The 19,786-nt window shown below is 51.9% G+C and carries 14 protein-coding genes; 6 read left to right on the top strand and 8 right to left on the bottom strand.

Annotated features, from left to right (window positions below):
• The first annotated feature begins 51 nt into the window (after positions 1–51).
• Positions 52–1,197 carry a CdaR family transcriptional regulator gene (locus C5Y44_RS00745; RefSeq protein ID WP_105323230.1) on the top strand — a complete coding sequence of 382 codons (1,146 nt, stop codon included), beginning with the start codon at positions 52–54 and terminating at the stop codon, positions 1,195–1,197.
• Positions 1,198–1,381: 184 nt separating this feature from the next.
• Here the strand turns inward: C5Y44_RS00745 and C5Y44_RS00740 are convergent, their stop codons facing one another.
• From C5Y44_RS00740 to C5Y44_RS00730, 3 genes are read right to left on the bottom strand one after another with little or no spacing between them, the layout of a single operon-like run.
• Entirely contained in the window at positions 1,382–3,478 is a 2,097-nt protein-coding gene (locus C5Y44_RS00740) for an MMPL family transporter (RefSeq protein WP_105323229.1), read from the bottom strand.
• Between the two features lie 27 nt (positions 3,479–3,505).
• A complete protein-coding gene (locus C5Y44_RS00735) occupies positions 3,506–5,446 on the bottom strand; it encodes a fructose-specific PTS transporter subunit EIIC (RefSeq protein ID WP_105323228.1) in 1,941 nt (646 codons plus the stop codon).
• 17 nt (positions 5,447–5,463) lie between these two features.
• Complete coding sequence (locus C5Y44_RS00730) at positions 5,464–6,723, bottom strand: amino acid permease (protein ID WP_105323227.1); 1,260 nt, start codon at positions 6,721–6,723, stop codon at positions 5,464–5,466.
• A gap of 217 nt (positions 6,724–6,940) precedes the next feature.
• On the opposite strand from C5Y44_RS00730, the gene C5Y44_RS00725 reads away from it, so the two are divergent.
• From C5Y44_RS00725 to C5Y44_RS00715, 3 genes are read left to right on the top strand one after another with little or no spacing between them, the layout of a single operon-like run.
• Positions 6,941–8,110, top strand: coding sequence for an acetyl-CoA C-acyltransferase (locus C5Y44_RS00725; RefSeq protein WP_105323226.1), 1,170 nt, complete (start codon positions 6,941–6,943; stop codon positions 8,108–8,110).
• Between the two features lie 12 nt (positions 8,111–8,122).
• Positions 8,123–9,151: an enoyl-CoA hydratase/isomerase family protein gene (locus C5Y44_RS00720; RefSeq protein ID WP_105323647.1), complete on the top strand. Its 1,029-nt coding sequence runs from the start codon at positions 8,123–8,125 to the stop codon at positions 9,149–9,151.
• A gap of 11 nt (positions 9,152–9,162) precedes the next feature.
• The gene (locus C5Y44_RS00715) at positions 9,163–9,936 is read left to right on the top strand and encodes an enoyl-CoA hydratase (RefSeq protein ID WP_105323225.1); all 774 of its coding nucleotides are present in this window, start codon (positions 9,163–9,165) and stop codon (positions 9,934–9,936) included.
• Here the strand turns inward: C5Y44_RS00715 and C5Y44_RS00710 are convergent.
• The 3 genes from C5Y44_RS00710 to C5Y44_RS00700 all read right to left on the bottom strand — a co-directional run bounded on the left by C5Y44_RS00710 (position 9,923) and on the right by C5Y44_RS00700 (position 12,946).
• Positions 9,923–10,456, bottom strand: coding sequence for a MarR family winged helix-turn-helix transcriptional regulator (locus C5Y44_RS00710; RefSeq protein ID WP_105323224.1), 534 nt, complete (start codon positions 10,454–10,456; stop codon positions 9,923–9,925). The two genes, C5Y44_RS00715 and C5Y44_RS00710, sit on opposite strands and share 14 nt — an antisense overlap.
• Positions 10,457–10,498: 42 nt before the next feature.
• Positions 10,499–12,229, bottom strand: a complete 1,731-nt coding sequence (locus C5Y44_RS00705) for an AMP-binding protein (protein WP_105323223.1) — start codon at positions 12,227–12,229, stop codon at positions 10,499–10,501.
• 144 nt (positions 12,230–12,373) lie between these two features.
• The gene (locus C5Y44_RS00700) at positions 12,374–12,946 is read right to left on the bottom strand and encodes a TetR/AcrR family transcriptional regulator (RefSeq protein WP_105323222.1); all 573 of its coding nucleotides are present in this window, start codon (positions 12,944–12,946) and stop codon (positions 12,374–12,376) included.
• 136 nt (positions 12,947–13,082) lie between these two features.
• Here C5Y44_RS00700 and C5Y44_RS00695 point away from each other — a divergent pair, with 136 nt between their 5' ends.
• Entirely contained in the window at positions 13,083–14,291 is a 1,209-nt protein-coding gene (locus C5Y44_RS00695) for an acyl-CoA dehydrogenase family protein (protein WP_105323221.1), read from the top strand.
• Here C5Y44_RS00695 and C5Y44_RS00690 read toward each other — a convergent pair.
• Positions 14,288–15,406: an acetoin utilization protein AcuC gene (locus C5Y44_RS00690; protein WP_199185953.1), complete on the bottom strand. Its 1,119-nt coding sequence runs from the start codon at positions 15,404–15,406 to the stop codon at positions 14,288–14,290. The two genes, C5Y44_RS00695 and C5Y44_RS00690, sit on opposite strands and share 4 nt — an antisense overlap.
• Positions 15,407–15,417: 11 nt before the next feature.
• Complete coding sequence (locus tag C5Y44_RS00685) at positions 15,418–17,943, bottom strand: GNAT family N-acetyltransferase (RefSeq protein ID WP_233189771.1); 2,526 nt, start codon at positions 17,941–17,943, stop codon at positions 15,418–15,420.
• Positions 17,944–18,251: 308 nt separating this feature from the next.
• On the opposite strand from C5Y44_RS00685, the gene C5Y44_RS00680 reads away from it, so the two are divergent.
• Positions 18,252–19,769 (top strand): CoA-acylating methylmalonate-semialdehyde dehydrogenase, encoded by a 1,518-nt coding sequence (locus tag C5Y44_RS00680; RefSeq protein ID WP_105323219.1) that lies wholly within the window; start codon positions 18,252–18,254, stop codon positions 19,767–19,769.
• Positions 19,770–19,786 lie beyond the last annotated feature (17 nt).

The raw sequence follows: 19,786 nt of genomic DNA, 5'->3' as shown, positions 1-19,786 counted from the left end.
TAAAGCTCTAATCTCTGACAAAACCGTTTGTAATTTTCTACAATCACTGTCATGTCGGATATTCATTACTCAACTATTAGTTCGGTCTTATCGCGACTAAGACAAGACCATGAAGAAATAGTGGTCGCCGCGGTGAATCGCATTTATAAAGAAATGCCTGAATATGCCCATGTTGAGAGAACTGACTTGGTGAACACAGTGGGTGAGATTATCGACCTGGTTCTGGACCAAATTGGGGTAGGTACCGTACCGGATTGGACGTCTAGTCTGCCTTTGGAATCAATAGTGACACGCAGGATTGGACAGAATATTGGCGTTGACTCGGTTATGCGCGGGCATCGCTTAACCCTTGCTTCGGCCCAGGACAGATTCAAGCAGTGTTCTGCTGAAATGGGGCTACCTTTTGATGACCGGTTAGAGGTCTTGGAAGTTTTCTGGGCTATGAGTGAAAAACTTATGACCGATGTGGCTCGTGATTATCGGCAGTATTCCGCAGGCGAGATTATGCACCGTAGGGCTGAGAAGAATGAGCTGATCATGCTGTTGCTGTCTTCCGAGCCAGATTCAATTGCGGTTGTAAATAGTGCTCGTAATCTCTCCCTCGACCCAACCTCGCAATACCGCGTGATGGTGGGGGACAGTGGTGGATTAGATTGGATTGACCTGGTTGAAAGGTCCTGTTCAACTGGTGATTCCCCGGCTATCGCTGGGGAATTTGATGGACTCCTAGCAGCCGTTGTGCCGGCTAGTCCCGCCCGGCTGAACCATTCGAAATGGCTATTTGCGGTGGGGGACCCGCGGACATTAAGCGGGCTGCCGGAGTCGATGGCTGAAGCCATTCTGGTGAAAAGATCGCTGCCAAAAGAGGCTACTGGTTGGCATGATATCCGGTCTCAATCTTGGCGTCTTGCTGTTCCGGGGATGCCTGCGATTGAACAGTTGGTGCACACAAATTACTTGCAGTCACTGGCAGATGAGCCTGATGGGGGAGATATGTTGTTGGACTCTGTGTGGGCATTTATTGAATCCGGATTTAGCTATCGCAAGGCTAGCGAGGTGCTGTTCGTGCATGAAAACACACTGCGTTACCGCATTTCCAAATTTGAAGAAAAGACGAGTCGATCGTTATTTGAAGTAGATACTCGAATGGAGCTGGCGTGGCTAAATCACCTGAAACTTCTGCGGAAAAGTTCATAGTTCAGCTGCGTTTGGTGGATATTTGAGCGAAATAGTACGAGTAACGGCAATTTCGTACTTTTGTTGAATCTCCCAGTTGACTTCAATCGCGGGCAGATTAGATGGCAGGGGAGACTTTTTCAGACAACAAAGGCGGGAGAACGACTTTGTTCAGTCGTTCTCCCGCCTTGCTCAGACTACGGGGCTATGAAGAGATTTCAGAAACTTCTTCTTGGGATTCTTTACTCTGGCGCGACGGCCACCAGACCTTCTGGCCGATGTCAGTGACCAAGCCTGGAATCAGCAGGGTGCGCACAATAAAAGTATCCAATAAGACACCGAAGGCAACGATGAATGCCAGCTGCACCATGAACATCAGTGGAATAACAGAAAGCGCAGCGAAGGTGGCCGCGAGGACCACACCGGCTGAGGTAATAACTCCACCGGTGACCGTGAGCGAGTGCAGTACCGCCTTCTTCGTGCCCTTTTCGGGCGTTTCTTCTTTTGCGCGGGTCATCAGGAAGATGGTGTAGTCCACGCCGAGCGCGACGAGGAAGATAAAGCCGTAGAGCGGCACGGTGGGATCGGCATTGGAGAAACCGAAGATATGGTTAAAGACCAGTGCGGATACACCCATTGCCGAAGCGAAGCTGATTACTGTTGCAAGCAGCAACAGCACCGGAAGCACAAAGGCGCGCAGCAAGATAATGAGCACGACGAGAACCACTGCTAAGACCAGTGGCACGATGACCCGGAGGTCTCGTTCAGCAGTGAGGTTCGAGTCCAAGGAAGTGGCAGATTCCCCACCCACGAGGATGTCGCCGTCAAGGGTAGCGAACTCATCGCGAAGCTGTGCGACCGTGTCTTGTGCTTCTAGTGAATCTGCTTCCTGGTTCAACGTGGCTTGGAAATAGATCCGGCCATCAACCACATTTGGTTCCAAGTTCATCGGGGGAGTATTCGCCGGTGCTCCCGATTCAGACGTCAACGTCACCTGGGAGATTTCGGGATGCTTTTCCAAAATCCCCATCACATCATCTTCTAATTCTTCAGGTGCGATGATGGAGGCAGGTGAACCAGCGCCAGCATCGAAGTGCTCATTGAGGATTTCTTGCCCGGCCTTGGCTTCGGTGTCGGAGAGCAAACTATCGGAGTTAGAAACTCCAGTGGCGTTGAGCGTTGGTAGCCAGGCGGCACCGGCGAAAAGCACGATTAAGGTGCCTGCCCAGACCTTGCGGGGGCTGCCTTCCACGAAATCAGCGACTTTGTTCCAGAATTTATGTGAGCTGCCGGATCCAGTAATCTTCGGGGTGACGGGCCAAAATGCCGCGCGTCCGCACAAAAATAGCAGTGCCGGTAACAGGGTTAATGCAGCGACCCAAGCAAAGAAGATGCCGGTGGCAGCGATAGGGCCTAAGGACTGGTTCGAATTGAGATCCGAAACCAACAAGCACAGCAGTGCGATGGCCACAGTTGCAGCTGATGCGGTGATAGCACCGAAGGAGGCCTTCCACGAGGTTTTTAGAGAATCCGCAACGGATTCTGTGTGCTGTAATTCTTCTCTTTGCCTTGCCACCAAAAGCAGTGAATAGTCGGTGGCTGCGCCAATAACCAAAATGGACAAGATGCCTTGGGACTGTCCGTTGAGGACAATGATTCCGGCTTTTGCCATCCAGTAGGTTGCCAAAATAGCTGCGCACAATCCGGCCACAGCGGTGAAAATGACAAGAAATGGCAGCAGCACGGCACGGTAGACCACAACCAAAATAACCAGCACTGCGGCAAGCGCGACTAACAATAGGATGCCGTCGATGCCTGCGAAAGCGTTGACCAGATCAGCGCTAAATCCGGCCGGCCCGGAAACATAGAAATCACCGTATTGGGATGGCTCAAATCCCTGGTCAGAAACCTCTGCAGATAGTTTTTCAACAACCTCGGTGGGGTCGGCGGACTCAGTATCGATGAGCGCAATGTATTCAACAGCCTCACCATCTTCGGAGATTTGTGGGCCAATGACCTGCAAGATGCCTTCGACAGAATCCAGAGCTTGCGCCCCGGACTCTAAGGCAGTGTCGTCGACCTCGGTGACCTTGCCTGTAATAATTGCAGGAATGCCTTGGTTATCTGAGAACTCTTCGGCCAGTTCACCCGCCCGCGTTGATTCCGCGGTAGCAGGCAAGAACGTGGACTTATCGTTGGTGCTAACTTCTGAAATTTTCCCAAAAGTGGGGCCGCCCACGCCGGCTATGGCAAGCCAAACAATGAGCAGCGCGAGGGCGCTTGCGATGCGGGTGAGTTTCATCCTCCCGACTTTACGTGAAAAGTACTGCTAATCCAGCACAGATTCAATCGTATTAACCGCATCTGTGGGGGTTGCAGCCGCATACAATTCTTCACGGAACTCTTCTTTCATGACATTTCGCGCAAGCTTCGACAACAGTTTGAGATGCGCCTTGCCCGCATCTTCTGGAACAGCGATGAGGAAGATGAGGCGTGATGGTTCTTCATCTTCGGCCCATTGCACACCAGGTTCACGTAGTCGTGCGAAAGCTAGGGTCGGTTGGGTCACCGCACTGCTGCGTGCGTGCGGGATTGCGACCTGGTGATCGACGCCGGTGGAATGCTGTTCTTCGCGGGCAAGTGCTGCCGAGATAACGTCGCTTGCGTTGCTGATTCTTCCGGCTTTGGCTGCCGTATCAACTAGCGCAGTGATTACTTCATCGCGGGAGTGAAATTCTGCGTCCAAAAGGACCACGTCTTCAGCAATGAGTGCTGTCTCAGTGCGGGTCTTCGTCGCTATGGCGGAACTGGCTGCGGGGACTGTTTCAGGAGTTTCGTGCGAGGTGTCATCTTCCTTATCGCCTCTGTTAGAAATCCCGACGAGGACAATAATGAGCAGGGCGTTAACGGCGATACCAGCTGCCATGGCGATGAAGAATCCGATGACATTATCGACAGCACCAAAGACCGCGACGATGGGGCCGCCGTGCATGACATTGTCTGCGACGCTGAACATACCGGCGAGTGCACCGGCGACCGCGCCGCCGATAATATTGGCCGGAATGACTTGAAGTGGACGAGCAGCGGCAAGTGGAATGGCGCCTTCAGTGATGCCGAAGAATCCCATAAAGAGCGCGGCGATGCCGGAGTCTTTTTCCGCCTTATTAAACCAGGTGCGACGAAGGAGTGTGGCCACGCCAACCGCGAGCGGTGGAACCGCAATGGCTGTGGCAGCCATACCCATGGGCAGGGGATTGCCCGCGGCAATAAGGCCACCACCGAAGAGGAATGCAGTCTTGTTGAACGGTCCACCCATATCGGCGGCGATCATCGCTCCGATGACTGCGCCCAAAACTAAGGTGGAGGCGCCTTGCATGCCGGCGAGGGCGACGGTGAGGGCATCGAAAAGCGATGCAATTGGCGCGCCGATGAGATAGATAAACAACAGTCCAACGACCACCGTGGTGATAATCGGAATGACAATAATCGGCCAAATCGGCGCGATAAACTTGTGTACCGGAATCTTTTTAATGGATAGGGCAACATAGCCCGATAAAATACCGGTGACGATACCGCCGATAAATCCGGCATTGGCTTCCGAGCCGTATAAATCGCCATTGACGGCAATAAGTCCGGTGATAAGACCCGGGGCAAGGCCAGGGCGGTCCGCGATACCGACGGCAATAAAGCCGGAAAGTACCGGAACCATAAGTGAAAAGGCCAACTCACCGATTTGGGAGATGATCATCCAGGGTGAGTCATCCGGGATGACCAGGCCTTCTGGTGTGGCTGTGCCGCCGAGCGATAGCGATAGGGCAAGCAGCAAACCGCCGGTGACCACGAATGGAATCATGTGCGAGACACCATTCATCAAGGCTTTATACAACGTTTGGCCAAAGCTTAAGCGCGAGGTGTCTTCATCGCTAGTTTCGCTTTGCGATGCCCCCTGATCATAAATCGGGGCCTCGAGCGATTTCTTAATCAGTTCTTTGGGCTGTTTGATAGCTGCATCAACACCGGTGGCAATCAGACGCTTACCGACGAACCGGTCCTTATTAATAACAGTATCGGCGCCGATGAGGATTGCATCAGCTTTGTCGATGTCTTCGGACGTGAAGTGCCCCTCCACGCCGATGGAACCGTGGGTTTCGATCTTGATGTCATAACCCAGCTCTTGGGCGGCAGCTTCGAGGTTTTCTGCCGCCATGTATGTGTGGGCGATGCCGGTGGGGCAGGCCGTAATCGCGAGGATTAAGGGAGGTTGTGTCATACCTCCCATTTAATCACTTAAGAGACCATGTCCCAGATAGTCGCGAACAAAACAATGACACCCATAACCATAACGAAGTAGTTGGTCTTGCGGTTGCGGAACCGCTTGAGTGCATCAACCTTGTACACCGCGAACATTGGTAGCAGGTAGGTCATTAGCGCGAAGAAGATACCGCCGACCACCGAAATCATGTCCAAGATGGATGGGTTAAGCACTGCAACAAGGGACGTGACCACGAAGATGAACAGGTAAGTCCACAGATCCATCTTGCGCGCTGGGATGTCCTTGGTCGAAGGAGCTACGAGGCCAACCAGATACTTGGTGCCTTCCACGGTGCCTAAAGAGTGGCCGAAGTAAGAAGACGCAATTGCACAAATAACGACGATTGGCGCCATGTAAGCCATAAATGGCGTGCCGGTGACATTAGCGAAGTAAGACAGAACCGGGAGGTTGAGCTCATTGGCAGTGTCCATGCCGTCTGCACCCATGGCCAGCGCGCTGGACCAGACGAAGAACATCGTGAATACGGTCAGCAAGACAACAGCATTGCGAATGACCTTGGTGGTCTGGCGGCCGTGGTTTTGGCCGTAGTTATTTTCCATATCCAATACGAACTGCGAAATTGCAGCGACGAAGGAGAAAGCGAAAACCAAGACCGGCAGGATAAGAATCATTGCGCTCACCATTCCGCCGGCGTCCTTAGGTCCTGCTTCCATGAAAGAGGCGATGTCCCACTGCGGAATCAGGTACAGCGACACTGCAGCCAGTGCGATGATCAGTGGGTAGACCACGAACTGCGCGACAATCAGCATGATCTTGTCACCGAAGGCCAGTGCCAGGGTCATAAGACCGACAAGGAGTGGAGCCAGAATCCAGCGGGAAATGGACGGGCCATCGAGCTGGTTGACTACGAAACTGTCTACGGTGTTGACGATACTAACGCCGTAGATCAATACCACTGGGAAGAATGTGAACCAGTAGATAATCGCGATAACAATGCCGGCCTTTTTGCCAAAGTAATCCGTGAGGATGACCAGCACATCTTCGCCCTGGAGACGAGAAGAGCTCATCATCCACGAAAATGCGAGGTGCGCGAAGTAGGTCATCGGGCCGATAAGCGCTGTTGCGATGAGCAACGGCCAGAAGCCGAAGCTGCCGGCGGAGATTGGCAAGAACAAAATTCCGGCACCCACTGCGGTGCCGAAAAGCGTAATCACCCAAGAATTATTTACCGACCGTTTGGTTTGAGGTTCTTGCGTGACCTGCGTATCAGACATTTATCGAATGCTCCTTGCTGTTGTGCAGTTAAGCCAAAGTGATTTCGGCGTTGATATGTTTTATCCCACCGACCAATCCACTATATGGCAGAAGTCACGTCTATGAAACTCCCGGGTCATAAATTGGAATTAGGTGACGTGCGCCATTGCGAAGGTGTACGATTGATTGAAATATCGTACTATTGGATTACTTCTTAGAACTTGCAAAGGTGTATCGATGGAACAATCAGACATTGTCATTGTTGGAGCAGCTAGGACACCATTTGGAAAACTCTTGGGTGGGCTTTCTAGCTTGGCTGCGACCGAGCTTGGTGCGCATGCAATACATGGCGCCTTAGAACAAGGTGGTGTTGATCCGTCGTTAGTGGATGCAGTCATAATGGGGCAGGTTCTGCAAGCTGGAGCTGGCCAAAACCCAGCAAAGCAAGCGGCTTTGGGTGCAGGAGTGCCTCCTAGCGCGCACACAACGACCGTTAATAAAGTCTGTCTCTCTGGGTTGAGCGCAATCATTGATGCTTCCCGTTTGTTGCGGTCCCAAGAGGCTGAGGTAGTGGTAGCAGGTGGCATGGAATCGATGTCGCAGGCTCCGCATTTGTTGCTAGGCCTACGCAAAGGCCACAAATATGGTCCTACTGTCATGATCGACCATATGGATCATGATGGACTCCGAGCCGCTGACTTGGAGATATCGATGGGCAGCCTTTCGGAGAAATATGCAGACCGTTATCCGGTGACGAGGCAAGAGCAAGATCATTGTTCTGTGCTATCGCATGAACGGGCGGCGACTGCGGATTTTTCGCATGAATTGGTAAACATTGAGGTCAAGAGTCGAAAAGGTGTCGAAGTAGTCGAAGCAGATGAAGGTATTCGTGAAGGCGTTACCGAAGAATCCTTAAGCAATTTGCGCCCAGCCTTTGAAAAAGATGGGTCGATTACCGCTGGAAATGCTTCCCCCATTTCAGATGGTGCAGCAGCTGTAGTGCTGACGACACGTGCAAAGGCTCAAGAAAATGGATGGGTTCCTTTGGCGACGTTGCGTGCCGCCGGACAGGTGGCAGGCCCGGATAGTTCCTTGCAGGCGCAGCCGGCCAATGCTCTCAAAGCAGCGTTGAATCGGCAACAGTGGGAGGTTGAAGACCTTGACGTTATCGAGATTAATGAAGCCTTCGCTGCTGTCGTGGTCCACTCCGCCAGAGAATTGGGGATAGATCCGGACAAAGTAAATGCACAGGGCGGCGCAATTGCAATGGGCCACCCCATTGGAGCATCAGGCGCCCGATTAGTGGTTCATGCCGCGCATCTTTTGGCTAATGGAGCACAGAAGGCAGGTATTGCTCTGTGTGGTGGTGGCGGTCAAGGTGAAGCACTACTTCTAGAAAGAAATTAGAGGAGAATGAAGATGACTGAAAAAGTGCTAGTGACCAAAAACGGGCACGCTGGCATTATTACTTTGAATCGTCCCGCAGCACTTAATGCATTGGACTTGGAGATGATTCGGGCACTGTCACAAACGCTCAAAGATTGGGCAAGTGATGATGATATTGCTCTTGTAGTTGTACGCGGAGCTGGAGATCGAGCTTTCTGTGCGGGGGGCGATATTGCCGCGTTATACGCAGATGCGGAATTGGGCCCGGTTTTCTTTAGAGAGGAATACGAGCTCAATCACCTCATCGCCTCGTATCCTAAACCCTACGTTCCGCTGATGAAGGGCATCGTTCTTGGTGGAGGAGTTGGTGTATCTTCCCACGGTTCGCACCGAATCGTAACTAATTCGACTCGCTTGGGAATGCCAGAAGTGGGAATCGGATTTGCTCCTGATGCAGGTGGTTCCTATATCTTGGCGCACTCAAGAGACCGGCTTGGTTACCATTTAGCGTATACCGCAGTTCACGTGGGAGCCGCAGAAGCAATTGATTTAGGTTTTGCTGATTTTTACGTCACCGATGACAAGTTGGATGAGTTGGTTGAAATACTGGCAGCTACAGGAAATGCGGCAGAGATAGAAAAGTTTGCCTCAGATCCTGGCGAGAGTTTTGCTGGTGATCGTTCAGAGATGGTTGACGTTTATTCAGCGGACAGCGTTGAAGAGACCCTCAAGCGACTTCAGAATCTAGCCGAAGGCAAACCCGATGATCATTGGTCGGTTAAAGCAGCTGAGAAGATCAGCAACCATCCGCCGTTATCGTTGAAAGTAACTGAGCTCCTGCTTGAGCGAGCTTCCGTCGGTACTCTGGGGGAAGCCTTAACGACGGAGTACTGGATGTCACTGAACATGCGCCAAGATGGCGACTTCTTAGAAGGCGTGCGTGCACTCATTATTGAAAAAGACAAAAATCCAAAGTGGAGTCATTCGCATCTTCAAGATGTGGATGCAGGTGCGGTAGTGGAAATCCTGGACCGTCGCGGAACTAATGGACCTAAGTTTTAAGGAGATAGACCATGGAATACAACAACATCATCGTTGAAACTCGTGAGAATGTTGGACTGATTACCCTCAATCGGCCTAAAGCTCTCAACGCCTTGAACAAGGAAACTCAAGAGGAAATCATCTCAGCAGCGCAAGCTTTTGATGCAGATGAAGCTGTTGGCGCAATCGTTCTTACAGGTTCTGAAAAGGCTTTTGCAGCTGGTGCTGACATTAAGGAAATGTCGTCTAAGACCAGCGTTGAAATGTACAAGGCAGACTGGTTCGCAAACTGGGATCAATTTGTAGCGGTCCGGACGCCAGTCATTGCTGCGGTCAACGGATATGCGCTGGGCGGCGGCTGCGAACTAGCAATGATGTGTGATTTTATTATTGCTGGTGAAAAGGCCAAGTTCGGGCAACCAGAAGTCAATTTGGGGATTACACCAGGAATGGGTGGATCCCAGCGTTTAACCCGTGCGGTCGGTAAGGCTAAAGCAATGGAAATGTGTCTAACCGGGCGCATGATGGATGCCGAAGAAGCCGAAAGAAGTGGCCTAGTTGCGCAGATTGTCGCTCCAGACGAGCTGTTAAATAAAGCTCTTGAGACTGCCAACCTGATTGCATCCAAGTCGCAGGTCACGACATCGATGATCAAAGAGCAGGTCAACGTAGTTTATGAGACATCACTGTCTCAGGGACTGTTGTTTGAACGCCGCACCTTCCATTCACTGTTTGCATCACAAGACCAAAAAGAGGGAATGGCAGCCTTTTCCGAAAAGCGTGAGCCGAACTTTAAGAATTCTTAAAGTTATTAAGTACCTGGTCGCCGGCCTGGATTCTAAGTTCCGCTGCAATGCGGCGGACGGAAGCCTGGTCGGCTTTGTCCATCGGTAGATTAGTGAAATATTCATTCAAAGCTGGGGTTGCGGTGCTTGAGAGTGCGATCCCTTGATCCGTGATATTGACAAGTGTTGAGCGCTTATCCTTTGGGTCACGGCTGCGTTCCACAAGTCCAGCGGATTCCAGTTTCGATACTGTGTGCGTTAATGATGCTGGTGGTAGCTGAAGGCGTGCACCAATCTTTGACATTGGTAAGCCACCCCGGCGGGAGTACACCAGCATAGTAAGCAGTTCAAAGTGTGCGAAAGTAATCCCATATGGCTTCAGAACTTTCTCTGCGCCTTGGAAAAGAATTTCAGTCATACGCGCTGCGGAGGACAAAACGGCGATTCCATCGGCGCTTTCAAGCGAATGATGCTTTTCCCACTGGCGATGGCCTTCGGCGATGGAATCAAAAGAAGCAGCAGCCCCGGAATATGGTGACATACTCTCCTCCTTGGCTGCTGCTTGACTGATTAAGCTCCTACCTTATCCTTTCAGTGCTGGAAAGTCAGAATCTGCGAACTCAGTAGATGCCTTATTTTCACCACCATCATCAGCATGAATTTCATTCTCACGCTTGCGCAGATCTACGCGGCGGATCTTGCCCGAAACAGTCTTTGGAAGTTCGAAGAATTCCAGTCGACGAATACGTTTATATGGTGCAAGTCCATCCCGGCAGTGCTTGAGGATTGACTCTGCGGTCTCGGCATCTGGCTCGAATCCTTTGGCCAGAGCCACGTAGGCTTTTGGAACTGCCAGTCGAATCGGATCTGGTGAAGGTACAACTGCAACTTCGGCGACGGCGGAGTGCTCAATGACGACGGACTCCAGCTCAAAGGGGGAGAGGCGGTAGTCCGAAGCTTTAAAAACATCGTCGGAGCGGCCAATGTAGGAGATATAGCCGTCTTTATCGCGCTCTGCGATATCGCCAGTGTGGTAGTAGCCATCACGGAATACTTCATCATTCTTTTCAGGAGATGCGACGTATCCACTAAAGAGTCCCACGGGGCGGGGGTCGAGTTTGATGCAGATTTCTCCGGTATCTCCGATTTCACCAGAGGCAGGATCAATTAATGCGATGTTGAATCCGGGGAGCGGCTTGCCCATGGAGCCTGGCTTAACTTTCTCACCACGGGTGTTTGCAATTTGCACGGAAGTTTCAGTTTGACCAAAGCCGTCGCGAATTTCGACGCCCCAACCCCGCTTGATGGCATTGAACAACTCAGGGTTGAGCGGTTCGCCAGCACCCACGATCTTTGTCGGGGGCTTTTTCATCAAGGAAAGATCTGCCTGTACGAGCATTCGCCATACAGTCGGTGGAGCGCAGAAACTGGTCACGCCTTCTTTATCCATCTGTGCCATGAGCGCAGCGGCATCAAAGCGAGAATAGTTGTAAATGAAGATGGTTGCGCCGGCAATCCATGGTGCGAAAAAGTTAGACCACGCGTGCTTGGCCCATCCCGGAGCAGCAACGTTTAAGTGAACATCGCCAGGTTCGATGCCAATCCAGTACATAGTACTGAGGTGCCCAACTGGATAAGACGTATGAGTGTGCTCTACTAGCTTGGCTTTTGAGGTGGTGCCTGAGGTGAAGTAGAGCAGGAGAGTTTCATCGCCGTGGGTTTGCTGTGTCGGAGTGTACTCAACTGCGGCATTGTGCGAGTCAGAGTAGTACAACGTGGGATGTGACGTTTGAGCGGGTTCACCGTCTTGGATCTGGATGACAGTGAAATCGCCAGTGACCCCTTGGAATTTCTGGGCGTCATCGCTATTAACAATGACCCAGGAGACTTCGGCACGTTCGGTGCGGTCTTGAAGATCGTCTGTGCCCAGCATGGCTGTTGCGGGATTAATTACAAAACCAGCGCGGATGCATGCCAACATGCTCTCCCAAAGCTCAAGCTGGTTGTTGAGCATCAGCATGACGTGATCTCCACGCTTGACGCCCTGGTCTGTTAGCCAATTTGCAAGCTGTTGGGAGCGCTTGGACATCTCGCTATATGTACGACGCGTGCTACTACCGTCTTGTTCATTAATGACGATGGCTTCACGGTTTTCGGATTCCGACTGCGTTGCCAGGTAGTCGAACCAATCAGTTGCAAAATTGAATGAATCAAACCGCGGCCACTCAAACTCATTTACTGCTGTGGTGTAATTTTCGCGGTTGGCCACGAGAAAGTCGCGTGCTGCTAGGAATTGTTCGGTAACCGGATTCATGAGACTCCTCAAGATAAGTCAAGGACACAACCCGTAGAAATGGCACAGATTTATGTGATGAACTACGTATCACGTCCGAATGTGATGTGTGTCCTACGTGACTTTACTTCGAAAGCGAAGTAAATGCTAGCGATTTTGAGGAAACTATTTTTTGCTTATGCCGTTAATGATGAGTCGGCCAAGGTGTGGGTAGGTCTCCTGTGGCTTCAGGATGTCGGAATAGGTTCCTTTTTGAATGCTGTCCATCGACTGCTGAATGATGCGGGAAGTCAGTTCGATTGAATCGATGGAAAATTCCCCAGACTCAACTCCGAGTTCGAGGAGGTTATGAATGATCCGAGTTGCGGCTTGGGTGTTGACCGCATAGATGTCATGCGCGACAGGGTCGCTGGCTAGGTCTTGCATAAATTTAGGGCTAGCTGCGGAAAGTGATTCCTTGATGTTGTCAAAGTATTCGATAAAGGCGTCTCGGTATGACTTGATGGAGGCGAGATCTGGGGTTGTTCGTCGCGTAACTTCCTTGAAATAACTCACCAGGATTCGTGACAGAATCTCATCGCGCGTAGTTCCGAGCCCGTAAATGGTCGACTTTGAGCAGTGGTAGCGTTTGCTCGCATTGTCGATGGTAAAAGACTCAAATCCCTCCTCTAAAAAGTCTCGCAATAGTGAGTTGAAGAGCTCTCGCTGGCGAGGGGTTAGTGGCGATTTCGATGACATGGGAATCCTTAGAGCTAATTTTTAAAGTTTGTAAAACACGCGACACGGTAAAAATTTACGTGTACGGTACTTAGTTAAATCGTACTGTCAGGCTAGGGGATGGGCTCTAGCCGCGTTAAGTTTGGAGAGTATATCCATGCCGCCGATTATAAATCTTGAAGATACAACGCAGCACTCGTTCCATGCTATTCCATTTCCACACGCAGATATCCTCGGCGTTGCTGACCAGCTAAACGCCGAAGAGTCTGACCGCTTGAATAACCTCCATGAGTTCCTGCAGACCGAAATATGCCCGGTAGCAGGAGAATACTGGGACCGCGAAGAATTCCCATTTGAATTGCTGCCACGACTTGCGGAATTTGGGCTCGGAGAAATTGCAATGTCTGGGACTTCACGCTTGTACCGCGGTTTGGCATATGCGGAAGTTACCCGAGCAGACGTATCCATTTCAGCGTTCGTTGGTATTCATAATGAATTGGTAGTGGCGTTGATTGATGCCTTAGCCAGTGATGCACAACGTGAAAAGTGGCTAGACGGTCTGCGATCATTTAAGAAGCTGGGCTGCTTTGCTCTGACTGAGCCTGAACACGGCTCGGATATTGCCGGGGGCTTGGCTACTACAGCGCAGCGAACCCAAGATGGTTGGGTAATTAATGGGCAAAAGCGCTGGATTGGGGCTGGAACCTTTGCTGACTTCGCCATCTGCTTTGCCCGGGATGTCGAGGATAATGCGGTGAAGGGATTCATCGTAGAGATGGATCGAGACGGCGTTACTACGGAGAAAATTTCCCGGAAGATGGGCTTGCGCATCATGCAGAACGCCAATATCCACTTCGATGACGTTCTGATTCCGCATGACAATCTCATTCCGGGCGCAGAGTCCTTTGCAAATACCAATGATTTTTTGTGCAGTTCCAGAGCTTGGGTTGCGTGGCAAGGAGCTGGTTTGCAGCTTGGAATTTTTGATAAAGCTCGTGAATACGCGGTCTCCCGTGATCAGTTTGGGCGTCCGATTGCGAAATTCCAGCTCATCCAGGAAGCCTTGGCGCGAATTCTTGGCAACGCCACCGTGTCGCTATCCATGATGTCTCAAATCGCAAGAAAGCAAGAGGCTGGGGAATTAGAAATGCCGCATGCTGCCTTGGCGAAAGCAACCACAACCCGTTTGGCTCGAGAATCCGCTGCTGCGGGTCGCAATATTGGCGGAGGCAACGGCATTCTGACAGATTATGACCTGTCAAAGATGATGAATGATGCGGAGATTTTGTACACCTACGAGGGGACGTACGAAATCAACTCCCTCATCGTGGGACGAGCCATTACTGGCGTTTCAGCATTTGTCTAGCCGTAAGGGCGCAATCCCCAATACGGAAATACAGCCCGTGATGTCGCAACCAGTGCAGGGCTTGGCTGGCTGGTTGTGACATGGCAGGGACTGAACTGCTCCAAGGCCCCCAAATCTACTCCTTCGTCACCCATATGTAGGTTCGGTGAGATTTTTGCGGTGACATCGATAAGCTGCTTGCTCACCGCAGCCAATACGTGCGTCCATGCCCTGGACACCCCAGAGGGCTGATAGCCCCCGCCGCCTAAGGCAACCCACTTTCCATTGGCGAACTGGTCAGCCCATGCACTCATGGAATGATAGGCAAGAGCCATCGCGTCCATGCTGAGCTCCAAGTCAGTCAAGGGGTCTAAGCGGTGGGGATCGGCGCCATGCTGGCTGATTATTAGCTCGGGCGCAAATTTTTGCAGAACCGCGGGGACAACCGCGTGGATGCTTTGTAGCCATTCATGGTCACCGGCATTTTTTGAAACCGCGATGTTGATTGCCGTCCCTGCAGCGCTCGGGCCTCCAATTTCATGAGCATGCCCGGTACCAGGAAACAGATAAAGCCCTGATTCGTGCACTGAGATGGTCAATACACGAGGATCATCCCAAAAGATCTTTTCCACGCCATCACCATGATGGGCATCAAAGTCAACATAGGCGACGCGCTCGATATTTGTATTCTCAAGCAGCCAGGTAATGGCTATTGCGGCGTCGTTATACATGCAAAAGCCTGACATAGCATCTGGAAATGCATGGTGCAGCCCACCAGCAAGATTAACCGCACGATCTGCCGTACCTTCCCACACCGCACGAGCTGCATGGAGAGTGCCGCTGCTGATACGACCTGCAACATCGGCAAGCCCTGGCACTACCGGGTTATCTACCGTACCGATTCCAAATAGTGGATTCGACTGATGAGCGCGTGTGGCTTGGATGTAGGCCTTGCTGTGGACAAGTTCAAGAATCTCATCGGTAGCTCCCTCTGGTTGGGATACTTCAAACGCGTCTAAGATTCCGAGCTGATGTGCAAGCTTTAAGGCAGCGTCAACGCGGTCTGGTCCCATGGGGTGCTCCGCGCCGAGGCTGTATCGGTGAATTTCGTCTGTATCAATTAATAGTAGTTTCACAGTCGCCCTGCCTACTGCGAAAAAGCACGCGCGAGGGGAGTACGCTGCGCGTCTATTGGGGCAATACGCATTTTTGCGCCAACTACTTCAGTGGAATTAACCCCGGCGATTACGGGCGTGAGCTCGACTTCTACAACGGAGCTAATGTCGTCCTTGAGACGTGCAAGGCGCATGATGATCTCTTCCACGGTTGACATCTGGGAAGGTTTGGCGCCGCGATATCCGGTGAGCAAGGGACTTGATGCGAGTGAATGAAGCATCGATCTAGCGTCAGAGCGGCGCATGGGAGGAACGCGCCATGCCTTGTCCTGAAGTAAATCATTGGCGATCCCGGAGATGCCCGCCGAAATAATGGGCCCAACGACGGTGCTTTCAACGCCCCGAATGGTAAGTGAAGCCCCTGTTGCGGCGTTGGCTTGAACCACAGGTTTTAGTTCCGTGATGTCATCGCTTGCCTCGTCAATGAGTGTTAACTCAATGGCCATTTCACGCAAGGTATTCCATGCTTCTTTCATGCTGTGTTCATCGCGAATATGTCGGATAACCGTGGGCCATTCAGATCTACCGCGCACCATCGGACTTACAGATTTAAGGACTACATCCCACCCCAAGCCTTCGCTGGCGGCGATTGCTTCATCCACGGTTTGGACAGCAAACCAGGGGACAAGTTCGATGTCATAGGCGGCGAGGATTTCTGCGCATTCGCTATCAGTTGCCCAGCGTCCATCGGGAGAATCCTGCAGAATCTTCTCTACTGTTTGCATTGCTCGCGGATAGTTTCCTTCAGCCAGCTCGTCGTCGGGGTGGGGGCGGGCTGCGCTTCGCCTGTGCTCATTGCTCACAATGACCTGCAGCGTTTCCAATGCATCAGCGTAAGTGTCAAATACTGGCAAGTATTTAGCAGCAACGGTTGGCTTGCCAAACCCGACGAAAGACCCAATAAGTGGTGTGTCTTGAGCTTGAGCAGCGATTTCATCCAACTCTTGGGTCAGCGAATCTAAGATGTGGCCAGTGCCGATTTCGACAACGGTCACCAAGACTGCATCGATAGCTGGGTTTGCAAGCGCGCGCTGTGCTTGCTCAGCAAGATTGTTTATAGTGGACTCATTTACCGTCATGGAATGAGGCTGGAGCCCAAATCTAGCGGCGGCTTGTTCCATGTGCATGGTCAGTCCCTCGCTATTGGAGAGGAGTGCCACTCGGTTGCCGCGCGGTAGGGGCTGCCGGGTAAGCAAATGGGCGATGTCGTACATGCTTTCCCTGCGGGTTACGACCATGGAGCCGGTATCGCGAATTATTTCATCCAAGGCCTGTGGATCTACTTCTTCTAATTCATAACCAGCATCGTCAGCAAAGTAGCGTGAAGATTTGAGAGCTCGGGAGGGAATGAATACCACCACGTGCTTTTCCAAAGCGAGTCGATGCAGGACGCGGAAGAATTTTCGGGGATTGCCAATGGAATCTAAAGAGAGCAGGCAAACGGATGTGTTGTCATCGGTACTCCAATATTGAATAACATCGTTGCCGGTGATGTCGGCAAAAGAGCCTGCGGCAATGAATGAACTGATTCCAAGGCCACGTTCAATCGCGCGGGAGAGAACCAGCGTCCCGACCCCGGCAGACTGGGTAAAGATGCCAATATTTCCAGCAGGTGGCATGGGGGCAGGGGTTGCATTTAGGCTTATCGATGCTTGGGTGTTGATGACACCCAATGCTGCCGGACCTAGTGCCCGCAGTCCAAAGTCGCGCGCTGTAAGAACCAATTCACGGCTGTCACTGGAAGATAGGTTTGGGTTGTGGTTACCTGCGACCACAATGATTCCTTTGGCGTTGCGCTGTGCGGCCGCAGCCATGATTGCTCCGAGGTTTTCTGGAGCATGTTCAATTAGCAGCAGGTCAACGTCTTCGTCGAGTCTTTCTAGCGATTCTAACGCGAAGTCCTCGCTGGAATTGGTCGTAAGAATATGAAGTTTTCCCTGGTAATTTCCCTGCACGAGCGAAGGGATTACAGATCCAAGACCTTCAATGGAGCCCACCACGGCTACGGAAGTTGGATTTAATATGCGAGCAATCGAATTGGCTTCTGCTCGCATTTCGCGACGTTCCATAACGTCGCGTGATTTGATATTGGGTTCGATTTCAAAGTCAACGGTCAGGTAACCATCTTCGAGTTCGGGAGCGGCAGAATATCCAGCGCGAATAAATACTTGGGACATCTGGCGGTTTGTCGTGAGCATTTCCGCATAGAACCGTTCCATACCGCCTTGCCTACCGATCTCCGCAAGGTGCTCCAGCAGAATGTTTCCGCAACCGCGGGCCTGGTGTGAGTCCTGTACTAAAAAGGAAACATCCCCCACGCGCGCGGGAAGAAAAGCATCAACTAGTTCATAACCGGCAACCGCGATGATATTGTCGCGTTCGATCATTACTAGGGTGACCTTGTCGTAGCCGTTGGTATCGAGCCACAGTTCGATGTCCCCATCGGTAAGCACGGGGTGCGCTGCAAAGAATCTCAGGTACTTTGAATGGTCGGACACGCGCGAATAGAATCGCCGAAGTTCTTCAGTGTCTGACCTTCGGATTGGGCGAAGCGAGGCGATACCGCCATCGTTCAGTATGACGTCGGCTTCCCAGTTCTCGTGTAATTGCCTGTGTTTCGGTGACATCGCGTTGGTATTCCTCCCGCAAATTCTGAGTGAATGGTGTACACCCATTCACTAAATCGTACTATGCAGTTAAGTGCGGCGGGGAGGGGGTGAATGGTGTTCTAGCGCACAGGATTGCATGACGGGTGTGATGCGTCTCATTAATGTGAGCTGTACATCGTTCACAGGAGGAGAACATCATGAACACCATTAAGCACTATGTAGACGGTCAAGAATATGCCGGAACGTCAGGAAAAACGCAGGCTGTACTGAATCCTTCCCTGGGTAAACCCCAATCCGAAGTCGTCCTGGCAAATGTCGATGATGTCAACCATGTCATCGAAAATTCCGCTCAAGCGCAAAAGGTCTGGGCGAAGCTCAATCCGCAGAAGCGAGTTCGCATCATCATGAAGTGGATTTCGCTCATCAATGAAAACATGGACCCGCTTGCAACGACCTTGTCTCTTGAGCATGGCAAGACTTTCCCAGACGCCAAGGGCGATATCCAGCGTGGCCTGGAAGTTTTGGAGTTTGCACTCGGTGCTCCGCACCAGCTCAAAGGTGAGTACTCCAGCGAGGTTGGCACTGGTATTGATACCTACTCAATGCGCCAGCCGCTCGGCGTCGTCGCAGGTATCACGCCTTTCAACTTCCCAGCGATGATTCCGCTGTGGAAGGCTGGTCCTGCGCTTGCAGCAGGTAACGCGTTCATTCTGAAGCCTTCTGAGCGTGATCCTTCCGTGCCTGTGAAACTAGCGGAGTTATTCATTGAAGCTGGCGCTCCCGCAGGTGTTCTCAATGTTGTCCACGGTGGTAAAGAATCAGTGGATGCATTGCTGGACTCTGACATTGTTCAGGCCATCGGATTTGTTGGTTCAACCCCGATTGCGCAGTACATTTATGAGCGGTGTGCTGCAACTGGCAAGCGGGCTCAGTGTTTCGGTGGTGCCAAGAACCATGCGATTGTCCTGCCCGATGCAGATATCGAAGCAACCGCAGACACCCTGGTGGGCGCTGCTTTCGGTTCTGCCGGTGAACGATGCATGGCGTTGTCCGTGGTTGTCCCAGTCGGGCAAGAAACCGCAGACAAGTTGCGCGATGCCCTGGTAGCGCGGATTCCTTCGCTTAAGGTTGGCCACAGTCTGGATGGGGCATCGGACTACGGACCTTTAGTTACCCAAGATGCTAAGGACCGGGTAGAAAGCTATATCCGACAGGGAGTTGATGCCGGAGCAGAATTGCTTGCCGATGGCCGCACGCTCGACATGTCGGATGCCTCCTATGAGGGAGAATCACTCGCGGGTGGTTTCTTTACTGGCCCCACATTCTTTGACCACGTCACTCCTGACATGTCGATCTATACCGATGAAATTTTTGGTCCAGTACTGTCCATGGTTCGCGCTGAAACTCTGGAAGAGGCAGTAAAGCTCCCAACTGAACACGAGTATGGCAATGGTGTTGCTATTTTCACCTCTAATGGTGGAGCCGCCCGTGACTTCGCAACCCAGGTCAATGTCGGAATGATTGGCATCAATGTTCCAATTCCGGTGCCGATTGCTTACCACACCTTTGGTGGTTGGAAAGCCTCCGGATTCGGTGACCTCAACCAGCATGGACCAGATTCCTTCCGCTTCTACACGAAGACGAAGACCGTCACCAGCCGCTGGCCGGACGACAGCAACGCAGGCCCTCAGTTCTCTATGCCGGTTATGGATTAAGAAAGGAGCACACCATG

Origin of the sequence: Corynebacterium sp. J010B-136 (assembly GCF_002967075.1) — a bacterium.
GTDB lineage: Bacteria > Actinomycetota > Actinomycetes > Mycobacteriales > Mycobacteriaceae > Corynebacterium.
The sequence above is the reverse complement of the archived record's forward strand: the minus strand, read 5'-3'. Positions and strand labels throughout refer to the sequence as shown.

Bases quoted from the DNA above. Each gene is read 5' to 3' on its own strand.
- C5Y44_RS00745 (WP_105323230.1), top strand. From the start codon at position 52: ATGTCGGATATTCATTACTCAACTATTAGTTCGGTCTTATCGCGACTA.
- C5Y44_RS00740 (WP_105323229.1), bottom strand. From the start codon at position 3,478: ATGAAACTCACCCGCATCGCAAGCGCCCTCGCGCTGCTCATTGTTTGG.
- C5Y44_RS00735 (WP_105323228.1), bottom strand. From the start codon at position 5,446: ATGACACAACCTCCCTTAATCCTCGCGATTACGGCCTGCCCCACCGGC.
- C5Y44_RS00730 (WP_105323227.1), bottom strand. From the start codon at position 6,723: ATGTCTGATACGCAGGTCACGCAAGAACCTCAAACCAAACGGTCGGTA.
- C5Y44_RS00725 (WP_105323226.1), top strand. From the start codon at position 6,941: ATGGAACAATCAGACATTGTCATTGTTGGAGCAGCTAGGACACCATTT.
- C5Y44_RS00720 (WP_105323647.1), top strand. From the start codon at position 8,123: ATGACTGAAAAAGTGCTAGTGACCAAAAACGGGCACGCTGGCATTATT.
- C5Y44_RS00715 (WP_105323225.1), top strand. From the start codon at position 9,163: ATGGAATACAACAACATCATCGTTGAAACTCGTGAGAATGTTGGACTG.
- C5Y44_RS00710 (WP_105323224.1), bottom strand. From the start codon at position 10,456: ATGTCACCATATTCCGGGGCTGCTGCTTCTTTTGATTCCATCGCCGAA.
- C5Y44_RS00705 (WP_105323223.1), bottom strand. From the start codon at position 12,229: ATGAATCCGGTTACCGAACAATTCCTAGCAGCACGCGACTTTCTCGTG.
- C5Y44_RS00700 (WP_105323222.1), bottom strand. From the start codon at position 12,946: ATGTCATCGAAATCGCCACTAACCCCTCGCCAGCGAGAGCTCTTCAAC.
- C5Y44_RS00695 (WP_105323221.1), top strand. From the start codon at position 13,083: ATGCCGCCGATTATAAATCTTGAAGATACAACGCAGCACTCGTTCCAT.
- C5Y44_RS00680 (WP_105323219.1), top strand. From the start codon at position 18,252: ATGAACACCATTAAGCACTATGTAGACGGTCAAGAATATGCCGGAACG.